Genomic DNA, 15,714 nt, shown 5'->3' on the forward strand with positions numbered 1-15,714 from the left:
TGAATCCATTTGTCACGTCAAAATATAAGCACGCTCTAAATAAGGATGCGCTTTTATGTCCTTGATTTTTGGCTTTTCATCACTATTCCTCAAACAATAAGTAATAGAGAAACATTCTTACTTGTGAGGCTTTATCGATATAAGCTAAACTCCTAAAAAATAAACAACTTAATCCAATCCCAAGGTTTTCAATGTTATTACGATTGACCCCGATTGTTGCCATCGCCTTACTATCTGGATGCTCACTAACCAAAGGCGAACAGTACCACCAAGAAACGTTAGCGGCGATTCAAAATTCAGAAGCGAATGTCAATAATCGCATTACCAACCTAGAGCTGCAGCTCAGCAACCAATCGGACTATATCGACAGCCTTGAAGAACAAGTCGATAAACTACAGGTTGAACTTCTTACATTTCGCGATGAAGCAATGGCAGAAGTAAAAAAACCGAAAGAGCCGATTATTGTCCAATCTCCCGCTCCTGTGGAACCAACCCCAACTCACGATATTGTCCTTGGCTCTATCGAAAAGGTCACTGTAGAGTCGATTAAGCAAACTTTTGATGCACGTATCGACACTGGTGCCGCGACGTCGTCTTTAAATGCCGTTGATATTGAAGAGTTCGAAAGAAATGGCAAAAAATGGGTCCGATTCCACTTAGCAGACACCAGTAAATCCGAAGAAGAGAAAAGTACTTGGATCGAAGCTCCTGTCATTCGCTACGTCAAAATCCGCCAGGTTACCAGTGAAGAGTTAGAACGCCGCGCTGTGGTAGAACTTTGGGTGCGCGTTGGAAAAATTCATGAAAAAGCGCAATTTACGTTGGCAGATCGCTCACATATGAACCATCCTATTTTACTGGGTAGAGAATTTATGCGCGACATAGCACTTGTCGATGTAAGTCGTACCTATATCCAAACGGACGAAGATAAAAAATAATAAGGTAGATTATGACGTCAAAAATACCGTTTTACCTTTCTATCATCTTATTGGTGATTGCGGGCATTGCTCTGAGTGTTTTCAGGCATGAAAACTACGGCGTGCCTTGGACGCCAGGCGAAACTCGCCAGGTGTGGGATGTAGAAGCTCGTATTGAGTTCAATGCTAACGGCAACGAAGTAAAAGCGTCACTTGCAGCACCGCATACGCAAAGTGGTTACACACTTATTGGTGAATCTGCTTCCTCATCAGGTTATGGCGTTTCCTACATCAATGACGATTCAGGCCGTCGTGCAGAATGGTCAATTCGCCAAGCTCAAGGGCCACAAACCATATACTACAAAGCCCAGTTCTTAGTAGACCCTCAGGCTAAAGTCACTCCTTTACCGCCAACGGAAGACATTACGCCACCAACGCTATCAGCACCACAAGCAGCAGCGGCAAATGCCCTTATCGAACGTGCGATGAGTCGCTCAGCCGATAATGTGACGTTTACTCGTGAGCTTATCAAAGCGCTTAATGACCCAGATAGCCAAAACTCGTCGCTACTACTGAACGATTTCAGCCGTACTGATGCACTGCATAATATTTTGCTTACCGCAGGTATACAGAGCAAAACCGTCGGTGTTATCGAACTAGAAGATGGTCGTCGACGCCAAACAATTCAACCAATGGTTCAGGTTTGGTCAGGTAAAGATTGGGTACTGTTTTCACCAAAATCCGAACAAAAAGCAGTGAAACCCAACTTGTTAGTGTGGGATGAATCAAACGTATCCTTACTTGACCTTGTTGGTGGTAAAAATAGCCAAGTGCATTTCTCGATGATTAAGCAAGAAATGACACCACAACAAGCTACAAACAACAAAATAGAAGCAGATGGATTACTGAATATTTCAATTCATAGCTTACCTTTGGAAGAGCAAGCGATGTTCAAAACCATCATGCTCATCCCTATTGGTGCTCTGATCGTTGTGTTCTTGCGTGTGATTATCGGCCTGAAAACATCCGGTACCTTCATGCCTGTGTTGATTGCCGTTGCTTTTGTTCAAACTCAACTATTAACGGGTATTGTCGGTTTCTTGCTAATTGTAGGTACAGGCCTGATTATTCGAAGCTATTTGTCTAGGTTGAACTTATTGCTGGTAGCAAGGATATCTGCGGTCATTATTACCGTTATTATGATCATCTCGGTGTTCACCGTTGTTGCGTTTAAGATGGGCTTAACGGAAGGCCTAACAATTACCTTCTTCCCTATGATCATCTTGTCTTGGACGATTGAACGTATGTCAATCCTATGGGAAGAAGAAGGTGCGAAGGAAGTTGCTCTGCAAGGTGGTGGTTCATTGCTGACAGCGGTATTAGTTTACCTTGCAATGACGAACTCATACATTCAACACTTAACCTTTAACTTCATTGGTCTACAGTTGATTGTTCTGGCCGGTATTCTATTACTAGGTACTTACACAGGTTACCGCCTCACTGAGCTACGACGCTTCAAACCACTAGCGGAGGACTAAACGATGTTCGAAAGTTTTACTTCGCCGTCTAAGCTTCGCCATAAAGGCATTATGGGGATGAACAAGCGTAACCACAGCTATATTGGCCGTTACAATGATCGTTCTAAATACCCACTTGTCGATGACAAGCTAAAGACCAAAATTATTGCACAGGCAGCAGGAGCAACAGTTCCTGCCCTGATCGGTGTCATTCATAACCAAGCTGAAGTTAAGACTATCCACAAAATGGTTGAGAACTGGCCTGGTTTTGTAATCAAACCTGCACAAGGTAGTGGCGGTAAAGGCATTCTGGTTGTTACGTCTCACAAAAACGGGGTATATACCAAACCCTCCGGCTCTACAATTGGTAGGGATGAGGTCGAGCGTCACATTAGTAATGCGCTTGCTGGCCTTTTCTCTCTTGGTGGTAAAAATGACGTTGCTGTGGTTGAAAACTTAATCAAGTTTGATGACTGTTTTGATGGCTTCAGTTATGAAGGCGTACCAGATGTTCGGATCATCGTATTTAAAGGTTATCCAGTTATGGCGATGATGCGCTGTTCTACAGCGGCTTCCGACGGCAAAGCAAACCTTCACCAAGGTGCCGTAGGAGTAGGCATTGACATCGCGACAGGTAAAGCCGTCAGAGCGGTGCAGTTCGATCATCCAGTGACTCATCACCCTGATACAGGTAAAGACCTTTCGACCCTTCAAGTACCGCATTGGGAGCGCTTGCTGGAGCTTGCGTCAAGTGCCTGGGAAATGACAGGTTTGGGATACATGGGTACGGATATGGTGCTGGATAAAGATGAAGGACCTATGGTTTTAGAGCTTAACGCTCGCCCTGGTCTGGCAATCCAAATCGCTAATGGTGCAGGCTTGCTTCCTCGTTTGAAACACATAGAGAGCCTTGGCACACCTGCTGAGTATCCAAAACCGATTGAACGCGTCGCTTACGCGGCAGAGCAGTTCGGTGTGAAGCCGTTGTTCTAACCCTCCGACATAATGTTCGTTATTACTCGCCAGTAATTGTCATGATTACTGGCGTTTTTGTTCCCGCATCCAAAAACCTTGCACTTGCTCTCCTTATTAAACACATCCTTCTCATATATAAGTTGAATCAATGATCGAGCTAACAAAATCAACATAGATCGTTTCTTTTCTACTTTGCCTTTTGAGTATGATGAGAGCTCCCCTTACTCAACTTGAGAGGTTGGGAAATGCTAATAAAAGAAACAAATAATGATGAACCAGAGCTTGAAGAACAAGAGAGCTTAGACCAACACCTACAACGCTTGTCTGAGCTTTCTGTCCAAGCACTCGAAGAGCTTGCTGAAATGATCGAAGTCAGGGACGATATTCCAGAGGAATAAACGTCGCTTCCTCGTGAAGTTCCGCTAATAAGCCGAGACTGCCGTCCTACAGTCTCGGCTTGTCTTATGTTGTTCGAAGCCTACCTCGTAAATAGATACAAAAACGCCCGCGTTCATTGCGGGCGTTTTATTAGATTCGGGGTTTACGATTCAAACTCTTCAATCATCTCTTGCGCTTCAGTCTTAGGCTTATCCGTTTGACCAAAACCACGCAGACCAACTACGTGTACGTGCTCGTGGTCTTTAAACACCTTACGCACCAGTTTGTAGGTCGTACCTTTCTCTGGGCTGATGTTTTCAGGTGCCGCGATGAGAAGCTGCATATCCAGACGGTCACACAATTCGAACAATGTCGCGATCGATTTCGCATCCAGACGCGCGGCTTCATCCAAGAAGAGCAGACGACAAGGCACAATGTCTTTGCTGCGTAGACGACGAGACTCTTCTTCCCAGCTTTGAACAACCATAAGAAGGATTGACTGACCGGTACCGATCGCTTCACCTGTTGATAGCGCGCCAGACTCAGCCTGTAGCCAACCATCTGTACCACGGTTCACTTCTACACTTAGCTCTAGGTAGTTACGGTAATCCAGTAGCTCTTCACCCAGAACTTGAGGAGAACGTTGACCCATATCGATGTGTGGGTTCACGCGTTGGAACAGTTTCGCCATTGCTTCAGAGAAGGTAAAGCGAGTCGATTCAAACAGGTCTTTATGCTGCTCTTGTTGTGTCGCTAGGCCGTTCAGTAGCACTTCGTGACTTTCGCGGATCTTCACGTTCAGACGTACGCCCTTCACCTGACCAAACGAGATGTTCGACAGGCCTTGGTTCAGCATACGAATACGGTTTTGCTCACGTTGAATCGTCTTCTTGATAATGCTCGCTACTGACTCAGAGCTGATCGCTAGACGGTTTTCACGTTGCGTTAGCTCTTCCGTTAGACGCGCCAGCTCGACTTCCATCTCTTCGATTGCTTCAACTGGGTCATCAGTACGGATGATATCCTGACGAATACGCTCACGAAGGTGTTGGTATACAGCAATATAGAACAGAACTTTACGCTCTGGGCGAGCGTTGTCTTCTGATAGACGCAGCGCATCACGCAGGTCGTCATTGTTCGCAACCGCTAGACGCAGCGCACCCAGTGATTTATCCGACATCGAACGCAGTTCATCCGCTGACATGTAAGCCAGTTCACGCTTGTGTAGACGACGCTCAACATCATTCTCACGCGCCAGACGAAGTACTGAACACCAGCCAGCTTTCGCAGCAACCACGAACGTACGCAGCTCAACGTATTCTTTCTGAACTTTCTTCAGACGTTTTGCCAAGCCTTTCATCTCTAGTTCAGTAGAGGTGATCGTGCGCTCGTATTCGCTCTTACGGCTGCGAGACGAGTGTAGACGCTCGTGCAGTTCGTCACGACGACGCATTGCGCGCTCTTCCGCACCTTCGTCAGCGTTCACGCCAAACTCTTGAAGTTCTTGTTTGAACTCTTGAACCGTTTCCAGTTTCGCTTGGTGTGAACTCTTCAATGATGCCAATACTTGGTTGTATTGGTTCATTTGACCTTGCGATTGCTTCAACTCTTCACGAGAGCGAGTACGCATTTGTTCAGCTTGAACCAGTTTAGCTTTTAGCTGCTCACTCAGTTCGCTACTCTTGTTCAGTAGGTCTACTGAATCTGAGTAAGCGAAGTAGTGACGACGTTCAACGAGATCCGAGAGTGCAAAGATTTGCTTCTTAAGATCTTGTAGCCGCTCGTCTGCCGCTTTGTATTCTGCTTCTAGTGCATCGAATTGCTCTGGGTCAGCATCAAGCGCAGACGCAATATTCTCTAATTGCGTGACGGCTTTTGCATGGTTGTTTAAGAAGTTTTTTGCCTCTGCAAGCTGAGCGATTTTCTCTTCTAGCTCATCAAAACGCGCTTGCAATGACTCATCTTCAACAAGCACCATGTGTGACGCTAGCTTGTCCAGAGAAGACAACGCTTGCTTGCTGGTTTGAAGCTGAGAACGTTGTTGTTGCTCTTTCGCATCCAGATCCGCCAACACGCGAGCAATTTGGTTACGCTTATCACGAATAGTTGCCAGTGCTTGTTCTGGATCGGCGTCAAAAGCAACCTGAATGTGGTTAGACACAAATAGGTTAAACGCTTGGTACAAGCGCTGCATTTTCTGAGAATCAAACGCCGCTTTCGCGTGTTTCTCTACCACTTCTTCTCGTTCGTTACGCAGCAACTCTAGACGCTGCTCACGTGCCGCACGGCCAAACAATGGGATCTCAGGCAAGCGAGAGTAACGCATTTGGCGATCGTTCATACGAACGCAAACCGCGCCCTCTAACTCTTCTGCATCGAACGAGCTGTCATCAAAGGCATCGATGTCACCTTCAATGATGTACAAGTCTTCTGGACAGTCGTCTAGCTCTACCAGTTTTTCTTCGATGCCTGACAAGTCAGAAACAACGATAGCGTGACGAGCCGGACCGTACATCGCACTGAAGTAAGGCGCGTCATCAATCGTGATGTCATCGTAGATCTCAGACAGCAATACACCGCCCAGCGTATCTGCCAAACCTTTCAGGCGAGGGTCGTTTGAACCACCAGGAGAAGCTAGGCGCTCAATCTCAGCGTCTAGCTGGCTACGGCGCTCAGCAAGCTTATCTTTAGCTAAAGACAGCTCCCTTTCTTGTTCAAGGACAACTTGCATGTGGTTCATTACCGCATGGCGATCCTCAAGCTCTTCACCGCTCTGCTCTCTCAGTTTCTCTAGCGCATCGTTCGCCGCAATCCAAGCTGGTGCTATTGCTTCAAGCTTACTGATTTCTGCCGCCGCGTTTTGCTCTAGACGGCGCTGTTCACCACGCTGATCACGAACTTCTTCTTGAGCTATCTCTAGTGATTCGATTTGCGTCGCATGACGTTCACGTTCTTGTTCAAATGTAACCTCATCGGTTAGTTCAACGTGATATTGCTTTTTGTATTCAGCAACCAGTTCACGTGCTTGACGCTGCTGGTTAAGGCTGCGTTCGAGATCACGGTGTTGTGCTCGCCATTGCTGTTCGTTTTGTGCGATTTGTTGTGACTCACGCGCTTTCGCGATTGCAGCTTTCGCATGTTCAGACGCGTCTTTGCGCTCAACTTGACCAACGATGCTTTGTACCAGTTTAAGCGCGGTTTCAAACTGCTCTGCCGCTGCAGAAGACATGTCCAGTTTGTGCTTAACCGATAGCAACGCATTGGTGTTTTCTGATTCTTTGCTCTTAAACTCAGAGACAAGCGCTTGTGCCGATTCTGCCGTTAGGCTGTCATCGCCAAGTAGCTGCTTCGCTTTCTCCAGCGCTTGAACTGCTTGTTGATATTGAAGGGCGCGAGTTTGCTGAACGTCAAGAGCTTGCTGGTAATCAGCAAGTTGCGTCTTAAGGCTATCCACCTCTTCTTCTGCAACGGTAGCTTGCTCTTCAGCCATCATCACGCGTTCTTGCGCTTCTTCGACTACCATCATTTGTTCTTCAAGACGCTCGCTCAGCTCTTCAAGATCTTCTTGATAGCGTTCGATCTTCTCTTGCTGACGCAGCGCGTTTTGCACCAGTTGCAAGTGATCAGAAGCCGCTTGGTAGTCTTGCTCTAAAGAAGATTCTGATTCGATCAGCAGTTCCAGCTCTTCTTGAACGCGATTAAGCAGATTGTTTTGCTCAATCAAGGTCTCGCGAGAACCAAATAACTCTGAACGCAAAGACAATGTCTGTTCTAGTTTTTTACGACGCTCGTTAGCATGGCGCATATAGTCCGCTGCCACGTAGTTAGTCGACTCTGTGATCAAGTGTTTGAACAAGTCACGGTCTGCTTGCGTAGTTTTGATCGCTTCTAGCGTCATGCGGTTTTCACGCAGCGCCGATTCCATATCTTGGAACGCTTTCTTCACGCCGCCGTTTTGTGGCAGAAGGTAGTCACGTAGCGAACGGGTAATCGCACTTGAGATACCACCGTAAAGCGATGCTTCGATCAGGCGGTAGAATTTAGAACGGTCACCAGAGTTACGCAGTTTCTTCGGAATCACACCGAATTCAAACATTTGCGCGTGGTAATCCACGATCGAAGAGAAGGCTTTAAATTGAACACCTTCAAATTCTGCGATCGATTCTTTTACTTCGTTGATTTGACGTACACGAGCTTGAGTCGCTGATACGCTTTCAATCAAGATATCCGTTGGTTTCACATGGCTTGGAAGACCTTGGATAACAAACGGTTTGATGTCTACTTTCTTATCACGACCCGCAACTTGCTGCAGTTTTACTGCGAACAATAGGCGTTGGTTACGTGAGTTCACCACATCTAGCGCCGCATAACATGCGCCCGGCTGTAGCTTACCGTACAAACCTTTGTCGCGAGACGATTGGCTGCTGCCTGCTTCTGTGGTGTTACGGAAGTGCAGTAGCGTTTGGTCAGGAATCAATGCGGTGATGAACGCCGCCATTGTGGTTGATTTACCTGCACCGTTACCACCTGATAGCGTGGTGACCAGACCATCGATGTCAAACGTACGGGCAAAGAAGCCGTTCCAGTTGACCATGGTCAGCGATTGGTATTTACCGCGTTCAATCATGCTCATGCTTCACCCTCTTCTGTCGTTTCTTCTTGGGCTTGGTCGTCTTGATCTTCTTCAGACAATAGGCTGCCTTGGCTTGGCTCTTTGGTGTGCACTACTGCTTCACCATCACGGATCAGACGCAGTTGCGCTTCACGCATGTCATCGCCAATACGTACATCGGCACCAAAGCGGAATACCGCTTCACTGATGCTGAACTTACCGGTTTCACCGATGTTGATGATCATGCCTAGGCGACGCAGACGACGAAGTGACGTACGTACTTTTTCAAACAGCTTTTCTTTATCAAGGTCAGAACCGGTAGCACGGTTCGTCACTAGCTTCATCAGCTTATTTTCATCTGCTAGAGCAAGCAGTTCGTCGTACAGCTCTTGGTTAGTGAAGATGCCTTCGTGCGCAAGACGCTCTGGGCTTAGATAAAGGAAACACAGTACCTTGCCCACCAGCATATCCAGTTCAGAAAGAACACTACGGCCAATCAGAGACGTTGAACGAGGACGAAGATAGAAGAAACCTTCTGGCGCTTTCACCAATTCGGTGTTGTAGCGTTGGTAGAAAGAAGAAAGCTCAAGTTCGAAATCCGACAGCAACGCGTGGTTGTCTAGATCTTCACTTGAGATATGACGCCCTGCTCGAAGCATGCTGTCTAGCGCTGGGAACAGAGGGTTAGAAATTGCTTTTGCCAGATTCTCTGACATGTATTCATTAGTATCGGTCGATGACATTCGCTTGTACCTTTGCCCCAAATTCGTTGATTGCTTTCCAGTCTGGTTGAATCGCTTGGTAATCCGATTCTGAATACCCTAGACGTACAGCTTGATCGACGATAATGCGAGCTAAATCAAAATGATGAGTATAAGGGTGCTGTGCAAGGTAATCTCGCAGTACCACACTCAAATCGATTGGTGTGCCTTGATCTTTATGCGCTTTTAGCATGTCACCAATTCGTTCAGACAGCTCATCATTGACTTGTTGAAACTCTTCGTATTCTACTTCCATCGGAACTTGACCCGTGACCTCGTCATCACGCAGTACTAGGGCCTCATCACGAAGGTCAGAAAGCCTCTCCGCATCTGCATAAGTCAGATACCAAGGCGCATCGAAGTATTCTTTGACGGATTGACGCAGACGCGAGCTAAACGCACGGTTCTTATCCATATCGATTGCAGTACGAATAAACTTGTGCACGTGTCGGTCATAACCAATCCAAAGGTCGATAGCTTGCTGGCCCCAGCTTGTGATTCGGTCTAGTTTCATTTGCAGACCAAACAAAGCTTCTTCGATAAACTCCAGCTCAGGGTCACCGTAAACAATTTCTTGAATATCGAGGATCTGAGTTTGCAGTTCATCACTGGCGGCTTGCAGCGTATCTTGAAGTTCACGCAACGTGCTTGATGTTTCTGACAGAAGTGCTTCACAGTTGTTGATCGCTTCGCGCCAGTCTTTGTTAAGCAGGTCAGCAATCTGTTGTTTCACTGACTGTTGCTGCTCATCCATAACACGTTGGTTGAGGTCAATTTGATCGAAGATTTCGCCTACAGAATATTTTAAAACACCGTATACGTTTTTCTTCCAGTGACCCGGTGTGCCACCTTTTTGTGCTGCCTCAATCGCTTTCGCCATTTCATCCGCTACCATGGATAGCTGGATAGATAGACGCAGTTTTGAGAACTCACGATGGCGCACGTAGTAGTCGGTTATTCCTATCGCTAATGGCGACAAGCGGTAAATGCTCGCTCCGTCAGTAATCTCACTGACAAAACGGCTCATAAGACGCTGCTTAACCATCTCGTTGATCGCATTGTTCGCACGAAAAGCGGAGGCTTCGCCGGTCTCATCAAATAGTCGAGTGACGATGGCAAATGCATCATGCAGTTCACCTTCACCCAGTTCTTCATCGAACCTTTCATTACTCAGTACGGCAATGGCTATCAAAAATGCCAATCGCTCTGTGGTCAGGTTCAACGAGAAATCGTGCTGCTTAACCCAGCCAACCAGCTCATCGATTGGTTGCTCTGCAGCATTGAGAGTCATCTCACTCATTGTTATTCCTGTTTATCGTTCTTTTTAGCCCACACATGAATGTAGCGGCCTAATGAGAGGTATGGCTCTTGTCGACAAAATTGTTTTTCTAGCGCCAACACATCTTCAAACTCGTAATCACCCATGTATTCCATATTGCCTATGTAATCACTAAATGAGCGAATACCAGATTTGCCACAAATATTAAAACCTGAATTTTCTATCCACTGGTAGACTTCTTCAGGTTTTAAGCCTTTTTGCGGCTGTAGTTTAAATCTTTTTCGGTGAGGCATGCCGTCTAATATATGAGGAATGTTGCCACAAACCACGTTTTTATAGACTAAACCGTGGTGGTTGTAGAACATGACTGATGCGATGCCTCCCGGTTTTACTTGTTCTAGAACTGTTTCAAGTGCGGCCTTAGGATCAACCAGCCACTCCATCACAGCATGGAACATAACCAGATCGACCTGTCCATCCATATGTTCACCGATGGATTGGACAGGCGAATGAATCAGGCGATACTGCTCAAGCAAACCGTTTTTTTCAATATCCTGCTTAGCCAACTGCAGCATTTCCGAAGATAGATCACATAAAGCGATTCGATGTCCGAGCTTAGCAAGCTTTTGCGACATTTGTGCCAAACCACCACCAGCGTCTAACACTTCTAGGGGTTGCTGGTCAGCATCTAATTCACTTAGAATCTGTAGAAAATCTTCCCACACAATGATTTGGCGGATCTCCCCTTTATCGGAGCCGTAAATATTTTTTGCAAATTTGTGGGCGATATCGTCGAAATTGCGGTCTTCTGTCACTTCTGCTGAGTTATCATAACGGATTGTGCCGCTATTCTGGCACAAGGAAAGCAGGAATAAAGAGGGATACCCTCATTTTTATTATCAATTGATGTTTTTTCGGACTATTTATGTATGTTTGAGCTGAAAAAAGTAGTGTCAGCCGTGCTTATGCCCCTTCCGGCATTGCTGCTGATAGGCTTGTTGGGTCTTGCTCTCATTAGTTTTACTACAAAACGTAAAACTGGCTGCTTCGTTGTTCTATTCTCTTTTGTTGGCATTTTTCTTGTTGCCTTCCAACCTGTTTCAACCAAGCTTCTTATGCCGTTAGAGCGAGAGCATAAAGCCTTTTTGCCAGTTTCTGGCACCATCGACTACGTGATGGTTTTAGGGAATGGTCATGTTATCGATGACGAAATTCCACCCACCTCACAGTTAAGCCGTGCAGCATTAATGCGCTTAACTGAGGGCATTCGTATTTTAAGAATGTATCCAGGCGCGAAATTAATCTTATCCGGCTATGCTGGCGGATCTGAAATTAGCCACGCGCGAATGATGGCGAACGTTGCCCTTGCGTTGGGAGTCGCGAAATCCGATATCATTTTATTAGAAGATGCGAAAGATACGTGGGAAGAGGCGCGTCAAGCGGCTGCATTCGTTCAACAAAAGGAGATGGTGTTAGTCACTTCTGCGAGTCACATGAGCCGTGCATTGTATGAGTTCAACGCAGCAGGCATTAAACCAATCCCAGCCCCGACCAACTTCTTAGCTATTAGCGAGATAAGTCAACCTTGGGATAAATACTCACCTAAAGCGCGTTACTTAGAACAAACAGAGCTTTATTGGCATGAGTACTTGGGCAGTATTTGGCAAAGGTTGCGTGATACTGTCGGCCAAACACCAATGGTTGAAGCAAACTAGTATTATCTTGAAGCCACAAAAAAGGAGAGCCGAAGCTCTCCTTTTCTTTTTACGATTGAGTTATGTTCAAACTAGTCACCAGCAAACATATAGCCTTCGCCGTGCACCGTTACAAAAATCTGTGGGTTCTTAGGATCGAACTCCATTTTTGCGCGCATACGTCGAATAAGAACATCAATGGTGCGGTCATTCGGCGCATCCACTCGATGGCTGATCATGTTCAAAATACGCTCACGACTTAACACCTGGTTAGGATAAGACGATAATGCCACCAAAAGTTCATACTCTGCTTTAGTTAGTTTTACTGGCTCACCGTTGCGGCTAAGTGCGCGACGTTGAATGTCGAATGTCCACTCCCCAAAGCGCACAATGTGCTCTTCACTGGTTTCATTCGCTTTCGAGCTGCCACTGCGCGCCGCTGAAATACGCCACAGCAAGTTTTTAACGCGAACTAACAGCTCTCTCAGTTCAAAAGGTTTTGTCACATAATCGTCAGCACCCATTTCTAGGCCTACGATTTTATCAATGCTATCCGTGCGTCCTGTTACTAATATGATACCAATATCCGATTGGCTACGTAACTCACGAGTAAGCATCAGGCCGTCTTCACCAGGCAGGTTAATATCCAGCATGATCAGGTCTACATCGCCCGCTTGCAAAACTTCACGCATTTCTGCGCCACTCTCTGCTTCGCTGACTTGGTAGCCCTCATTTTGGAAATATCCCGCAAGCTTACTACGAGTTACAACATCATCTTCTACGACTAATACGTGATAGCTCATTTACACCACTTTTCTGTCTTCTTATTATCCAAGACGTATTCTATTCATAACTAGTAACATTTCTAGTCATAGATACATTAAAACGCAAGATTTAGCGTTTTTATTGATTCAAAACAAGCTTGCCCATTGCTATTAATAAACGGTCATTTTTGACCATAAAACATAACAATTATAGTTACTGCTATTCATTTTAATTGATTACACTTAGGGGATATCCCTAATTGACTTTGTGATGCATGACTTGAAGCATCATTCAGGAGCCCAAAATGCAAGAAGTGAAAGCTTTTAATGAGAAACGCGCTGAAATTTACTGGTGGTTTTCGAGCTTGTTCGCAAAAGAACTAACAGAGAAAGAATTGGAAGCCTATCACAGTGTTGAAATTCGCAGTTTTCTCGCAGGTTTAGGTGAAAATGAGTCGCTAAAACCAGCCGTTGATAGCCTAGTTGATGCATTGAATCGGTTACAAGATCGTGAAGATGCACAACTAGAGCTTGCAGCTGACTTTTGTGAACTGTTTTTGAAGACAGAAAAATACGGCGCTCTTCCTTACGCATCCATGTACATTGGTGAATCAGGTTTACTGAATGACAAGCCAGCTGAGGAAATGGAAAAGTTGATGGCTGAATTTGGCGTTCAAGTAGACGAAAACCTAAAGGAACCTGCGGATCACTTAGCCGTTGAGCTCGACTTTCTCGGGAACATGATTATCCGCTCAAACGAGCTTGAACAAGAAAAACACATGGAAGAAGCCTTCGTTAAACAAAACGACTTTATCCAGCAACAATTGATGTCTTGGTTACCTCAGTTTTCAGACAAATGTAAACAATTCGACGAATTTGGATTTTACTCGAGTGTCGCGAAACTATTAGTTGCATTTTGTAAACTAGACAGCGCCTACCTTCTTGGTGAATAATTGCCGCCTATTTTTAGGGAGCCTGCCTATCGGGCTTCCTGTATGCCTGAAAGTGACCAATTGTAAGTAACTTGGGTATAATATTCGTTTGCCTTAACTTAGCGCAAAGACGCTTGGTTATTTAGCAGTCAAAATGTGACTTCAAATACACAAATCTCTTGCTGAAAACATTGCTAGTCAGTCCACATAGGGCTAAAATGTGAGCGCAAACGATTAAATATGATTTATATGTAAACCGCTGAAATATAGCGGTTTTTGTGTTTTCTTAACAGGTTGATGGCAATTTCTCATCAGATAGAAAAAAGATAAAATTCATCGACCGATGCTGCTACGTACCCTTTTGTCGCACTTGGATCAACCGCTGCCGAGACACTTAGCGCCAATTTTATATTGCTAGGTGTGAAACCATTAGAGCATCAGGTACATCCAATACGACATATTTCAGTAGCTCGATACAGGACACCATTTATGGCCACGATAAAAGACGTTGCTCGCTTAGCCGGCGTTTCCACTACGACAGTTTCGCACGTTATCAATAAAACGCGTTTCGTTGCAGAAGCAACGCAAGAAAAAGTAATGAAAGCCGTTGACGAGCTGAATTACGCGCCAAGTGCCGTTGCACGCAGCCTAAAATGCAACTCAACTCGTACGATTGGCATGTTAGTAACTCAATCAACTAACCTATTTTTCTCAGAAGTGATTGATGGCGTTGAGAGCTACTGTTACCGCCAAGGCTATACTCTGATTTTATGTAACACAGGCGGGATTTACGAAAAACAACGCGATTACATTCGTATGCTGGCTGAAAAGCGCGTTGATGGCATCCTAGTGATGTGTTCTGACTTAACCGAAGAACTAAAAGAGATGCTTGACCGTCATGCGGACATTCCTAAAGTGGTCATGGATTGGGGCCCAGAGAGCTCACAAGCAGACAAGATCATGGATAACTCAGAAGAAGGTGGCTACATTGCAACCAAACATCTGATTGACAATGGTCATACGGATATCGCTTGTCTAAGCGGTCATTTTGAAAAGCTTGCTTGCCAAGAGCGCATTGCAGGTTTCCGTCGCGCAATGAGCGAAGCGAACCTAGCTGTAAATGAAGACTGGATCCTTGAAGGTAACTTTGAATGTGATACGGCCGTATTAGTTGCAGATAAAATTACCGCAATGGACAAGCGCCCGACGGCGGTATTCTGTTTTAACGACACAATGGCTCTAGGCCTAATGAGCCGCTTGCAACAAAACGGGATCAAAATTCCTGAAGATATTTCAGTGATCGGCTACGACAACATCGAGCTTGCGGAATACTTCTCTCCACCGCTAACGACTATCCACCAACCTAAACGTCGTGTTGGTAAAAATGCATTCGAAATTCTACTTGAGCGTATCAAAGATAAAGAACACGAAAAACGAATTTTCGAAATGCAACCTGAGCTTGTAATTCGAAATACTGTGAAAAAAATGAACTAAATTTCACTGTATTTAACCGTGTTAAATAAGCGCTCTACAGGGGCGCTTATTTTTTTGGAAAAATTAAGCATTCTCTAATACTTCACACCACTCTAATAACAATTGACTAACGTTAACTCCCTGTTTTATATAAATGTAATATATATTAAGAACTCCTTTTCAAAGGCCAATTTGCACCTTTCCATATGCAAAATAGAGCATTCAATCTATCATTTTTATTGAACCGAAATCACACTTTTAACGCTAAACCGTGATGTTAATTCAATATAAGAAGTATGCTCATTGTGTCACGCACAGGGCAAACCATTCGAAAGAGTGGGACGCAAAGCCTCCGGCCTGAACCATATTACGATATGGAAGGTAGCGGGGTTACCGATGGCAAGTGTGTAAG

Annotated in this window: 12 protein-coding genes and 1 riboswitch; of the genes, 7 read left to right on the plus strand and 5 right to left on the minus strand. The window is 45.3% G+C overall.

What is annotated here, in order from left to right; translation table 11 throughout:
• Positions 1 to 191: 191 nt before the first annotated feature.
• The 4 genes from R7M72_RS15780 (at position 192) to R7M72_RS15795 (ending at position 3,807) form a co-directional block, all read left to right on the plus strand.
• Positions 192 to 938 (plus strand): ATP-dependent zinc protease, encoded by a 747-nt coding sequence (locus R7M72_RS15780; protein WP_005378391.1) that lies wholly within the window; start codon positions 192 to 194, stop codon positions 936 to 938.
• Positions 939 to 949: 11 nt separating this feature from the next.
• Positions 950 to 2,455: an inactive transglutaminase family protein gene (locus R7M72_RS15785; protein ID WP_005378389.1), complete on the plus strand. Its 1,506-nt coding sequence runs from the start codon at positions 950 to 952 to the stop codon at positions 2,453 to 2,455.
• A 3-nt stretch (positions 2,456 to 2,458) separates the two neighbouring features.
• Positions 2,459 to 3,427, plus strand: a complete 969-nt coding sequence (locus R7M72_RS15790; protein WP_005378387.1) for an alpha-L-glutamate ligase-like protein — start codon at positions 2,459 to 2,461, stop codon at positions 3,425 to 3,427.
• Between the two features lie 227 nt (positions 3,428 to 3,654).
• Complete coding sequence (locus R7M72_RS15795) at positions 3,655 to 3,807, plus strand: hypothetical protein (protein ID WP_005378381.1); 153 nt, start codon at positions 3,655 to 3,657, stop codon at positions 3,805 to 3,807.
• A gap of 143 nt (positions 3,808 to 3,950) precedes the next feature.
• Here the strand turns inward: R7M72_RS15795 and mukB are convergent, their stop codons facing one another.
• From mukB to cmoM, 4 genes are read right to left on the minus strand one after another with little or no spacing between them, the layout of a single operon-like run.
• Positions 3,951 to 8,414: a chromosome partition protein MukB gene (mukB, locus tag R7M72_RS15800; protein WP_318056254.1), complete on the minus strand. Its 4,464-nt coding sequence runs from the start codon at positions 8,412 to 8,414 to the stop codon at positions 3,951 to 3,953.
• A gap of 2 nt (positions 8,415 to 8,416) precedes the next feature.
• The gene (gene mukE, locus R7M72_RS15805) at positions 8,417 to 9,142 is read right to left on the minus strand and encodes a chromosome partition protein MukE (protein ID WP_005378379.1); all 726 of its coding nucleotides are present in this window, start codon (positions 9,140 to 9,142) and stop codon (positions 8,417 to 8,419) included.
• Complete coding sequence (gene mukF, locus R7M72_RS15810) at positions 9,123 to 10,460, minus strand: chromosome partition protein MukF (protein ID WP_213966496.1); 1,338 nt, start codon at positions 10,458 to 10,460, stop codon at positions 9,123 to 9,125. The genes mukE and mukF overlap by 20 nt, the downstream gene beginning before the upstream one ends.
• A gap of 2 nt (positions 10,461 to 10,462) precedes the next feature.
• Complete coding sequence (gene cmoM, locus R7M72_RS15815; protein ID WP_318056255.1) at positions 10,463 to 11,254, minus strand: tRNA uridine 5-oxyacetic acid(34) methyltransferase CmoM; 792 nt, start codon at positions 11,252 to 11,254, stop codon at positions 10,463 to 10,465.
• Between the two features lie 114 nt (positions 11,255 to 11,368).
• On the opposite strand from cmoM, the gene elyC reads away from it, so the two are divergent.
• Complete coding sequence (gene elyC, locus R7M72_RS15820) at positions 11,369 to 12,154, plus strand: envelope biogenesis factor ElyC (protein WP_213966495.1); 786 nt, start codon at positions 11,369 to 11,371, stop codon at positions 12,152 to 12,154.
• A gap of 71 nt (positions 12,155 to 12,225) precedes the next feature.
• On the opposite strand, the gene torR is transcribed toward elyC, so the two are convergent.
• Entirely contained in the window at positions 12,226 to 12,936 is a 711-nt protein-coding gene (torR, locus tag R7M72_RS15825; RefSeq protein WP_005378370.1) for a two-component system response regulator TorR, read from the minus strand.
• A 266-nt stretch (positions 12,937 to 13,202) separates the two neighbouring features.
• On the opposite strand from torR, the gene torD reads away from it, so the two are divergent.
• Both torD and purR read left to right on the plus strand, forming a co-directional pair.
• Positions 13,203 to 13,850: a molecular chaperone TorD gene (gene torD / locus R7M72_RS15830; RefSeq protein ID WP_017820035.1), complete on the plus strand. Its 648-nt coding sequence runs from the start codon at positions 13,203 to 13,205 to the stop codon at positions 13,848 to 13,850.
• Positions 13,851 to 14,318: 468 nt separating this feature from the next.
• Positions 14,319 to 15,323 (plus strand): HTH-type transcriptional repressor PurR, encoded by a 1,005-nt coding sequence (gene purR, locus R7M72_RS15835; protein ID WP_005378368.1) that lies wholly within the window; start codon positions 14,319 to 14,321, stop codon positions 15,321 to 15,323.
• Between the two features lie 287 nt (positions 15,324 to 15,610).
• Positions 15,611 to 15,700, plus strand: a riboswitch (cyclic di-GMP riboswitch).
• Positions 15,701 to 15,714 lie beyond the last annotated feature (14 nt).

Source organism: Vibrio sp. YT-18, from assembly GCF_033337345.1.
GTDB classification, from domain to species: domain Bacteria; phylum Pseudomonadota; class Gammaproteobacteria; order Enterobacterales; family Vibrionaceae; genus Vibrio; species Vibrio alginolyticus.

Coding starts and splice junctions, on each gene's coding strand:
- R7M72_RS15780 (WP_005378391.1), top strand. CDS start 192: ATGTTATTACGATTGACCCCGATTGTTGCCATCGCCTTACTATCTGGA.
- R7M72_RS15785 (WP_005378389.1), top strand. CDS start 950: ATGACGTCAAAAATACCGTTTTACCTTTCTATCATCTTATTGGTGATT.
- R7M72_RS15790 (WP_005378387.1), top strand. CDS start 2,459: ATGTTCGAAAGTTTTACTTCGCCGTCTAAGCTTCGCCATAAAGGCATT.
- R7M72_RS15795 (WP_005378381.1), top strand. CDS start 3,655: ATGCTAATAAAAGAAACAAATAATGATGAACCAGAGCTTGAAGAACAA.
- mukB (WP_318056254.1), bottom strand. CDS start 8,414: ATGATTGAACGCGGTAAATACCAATCGCTGACCATGGTCAACTGGAAC.
- mukE (WP_005378379.1), bottom strand. CDS start 9,142: ATGTCATCGACCGATACTAATGAATACATGTCAGAGAATCTGGCAAAA.
- mukF (WP_213966496.1), bottom strand. CDS start 10,460: ATGAGTGAGATGACTCTCAATGCTGCAGAGCAACCAATCGATGAGCTG.
- elyC (WP_213966495.1), top strand. CDS start 11,369: ATGTTTGAGCTGAAAAAAGTAGTGTCAGCCGTGCTTATGCCCCTTCCG.
- torR (WP_005378370.1), bottom strand. CDS start 12,936: ATGAGCTATCACGTATTAGTCGTAGAAGATGATGTTGTAACTCGTAGT.
- torD (WP_017820035.1), top strand. CDS start 13,203: ATGCAAGAAGTGAAAGCTTTTAATGAGAAACGCGCTGAAATTTACTGG.
- purR (WP_005378368.1), top strand. CDS start 14,319: ATGGCCACGATAAAAGACGTTGCTCGCTTAGCCGGCGTTTCCACTACG.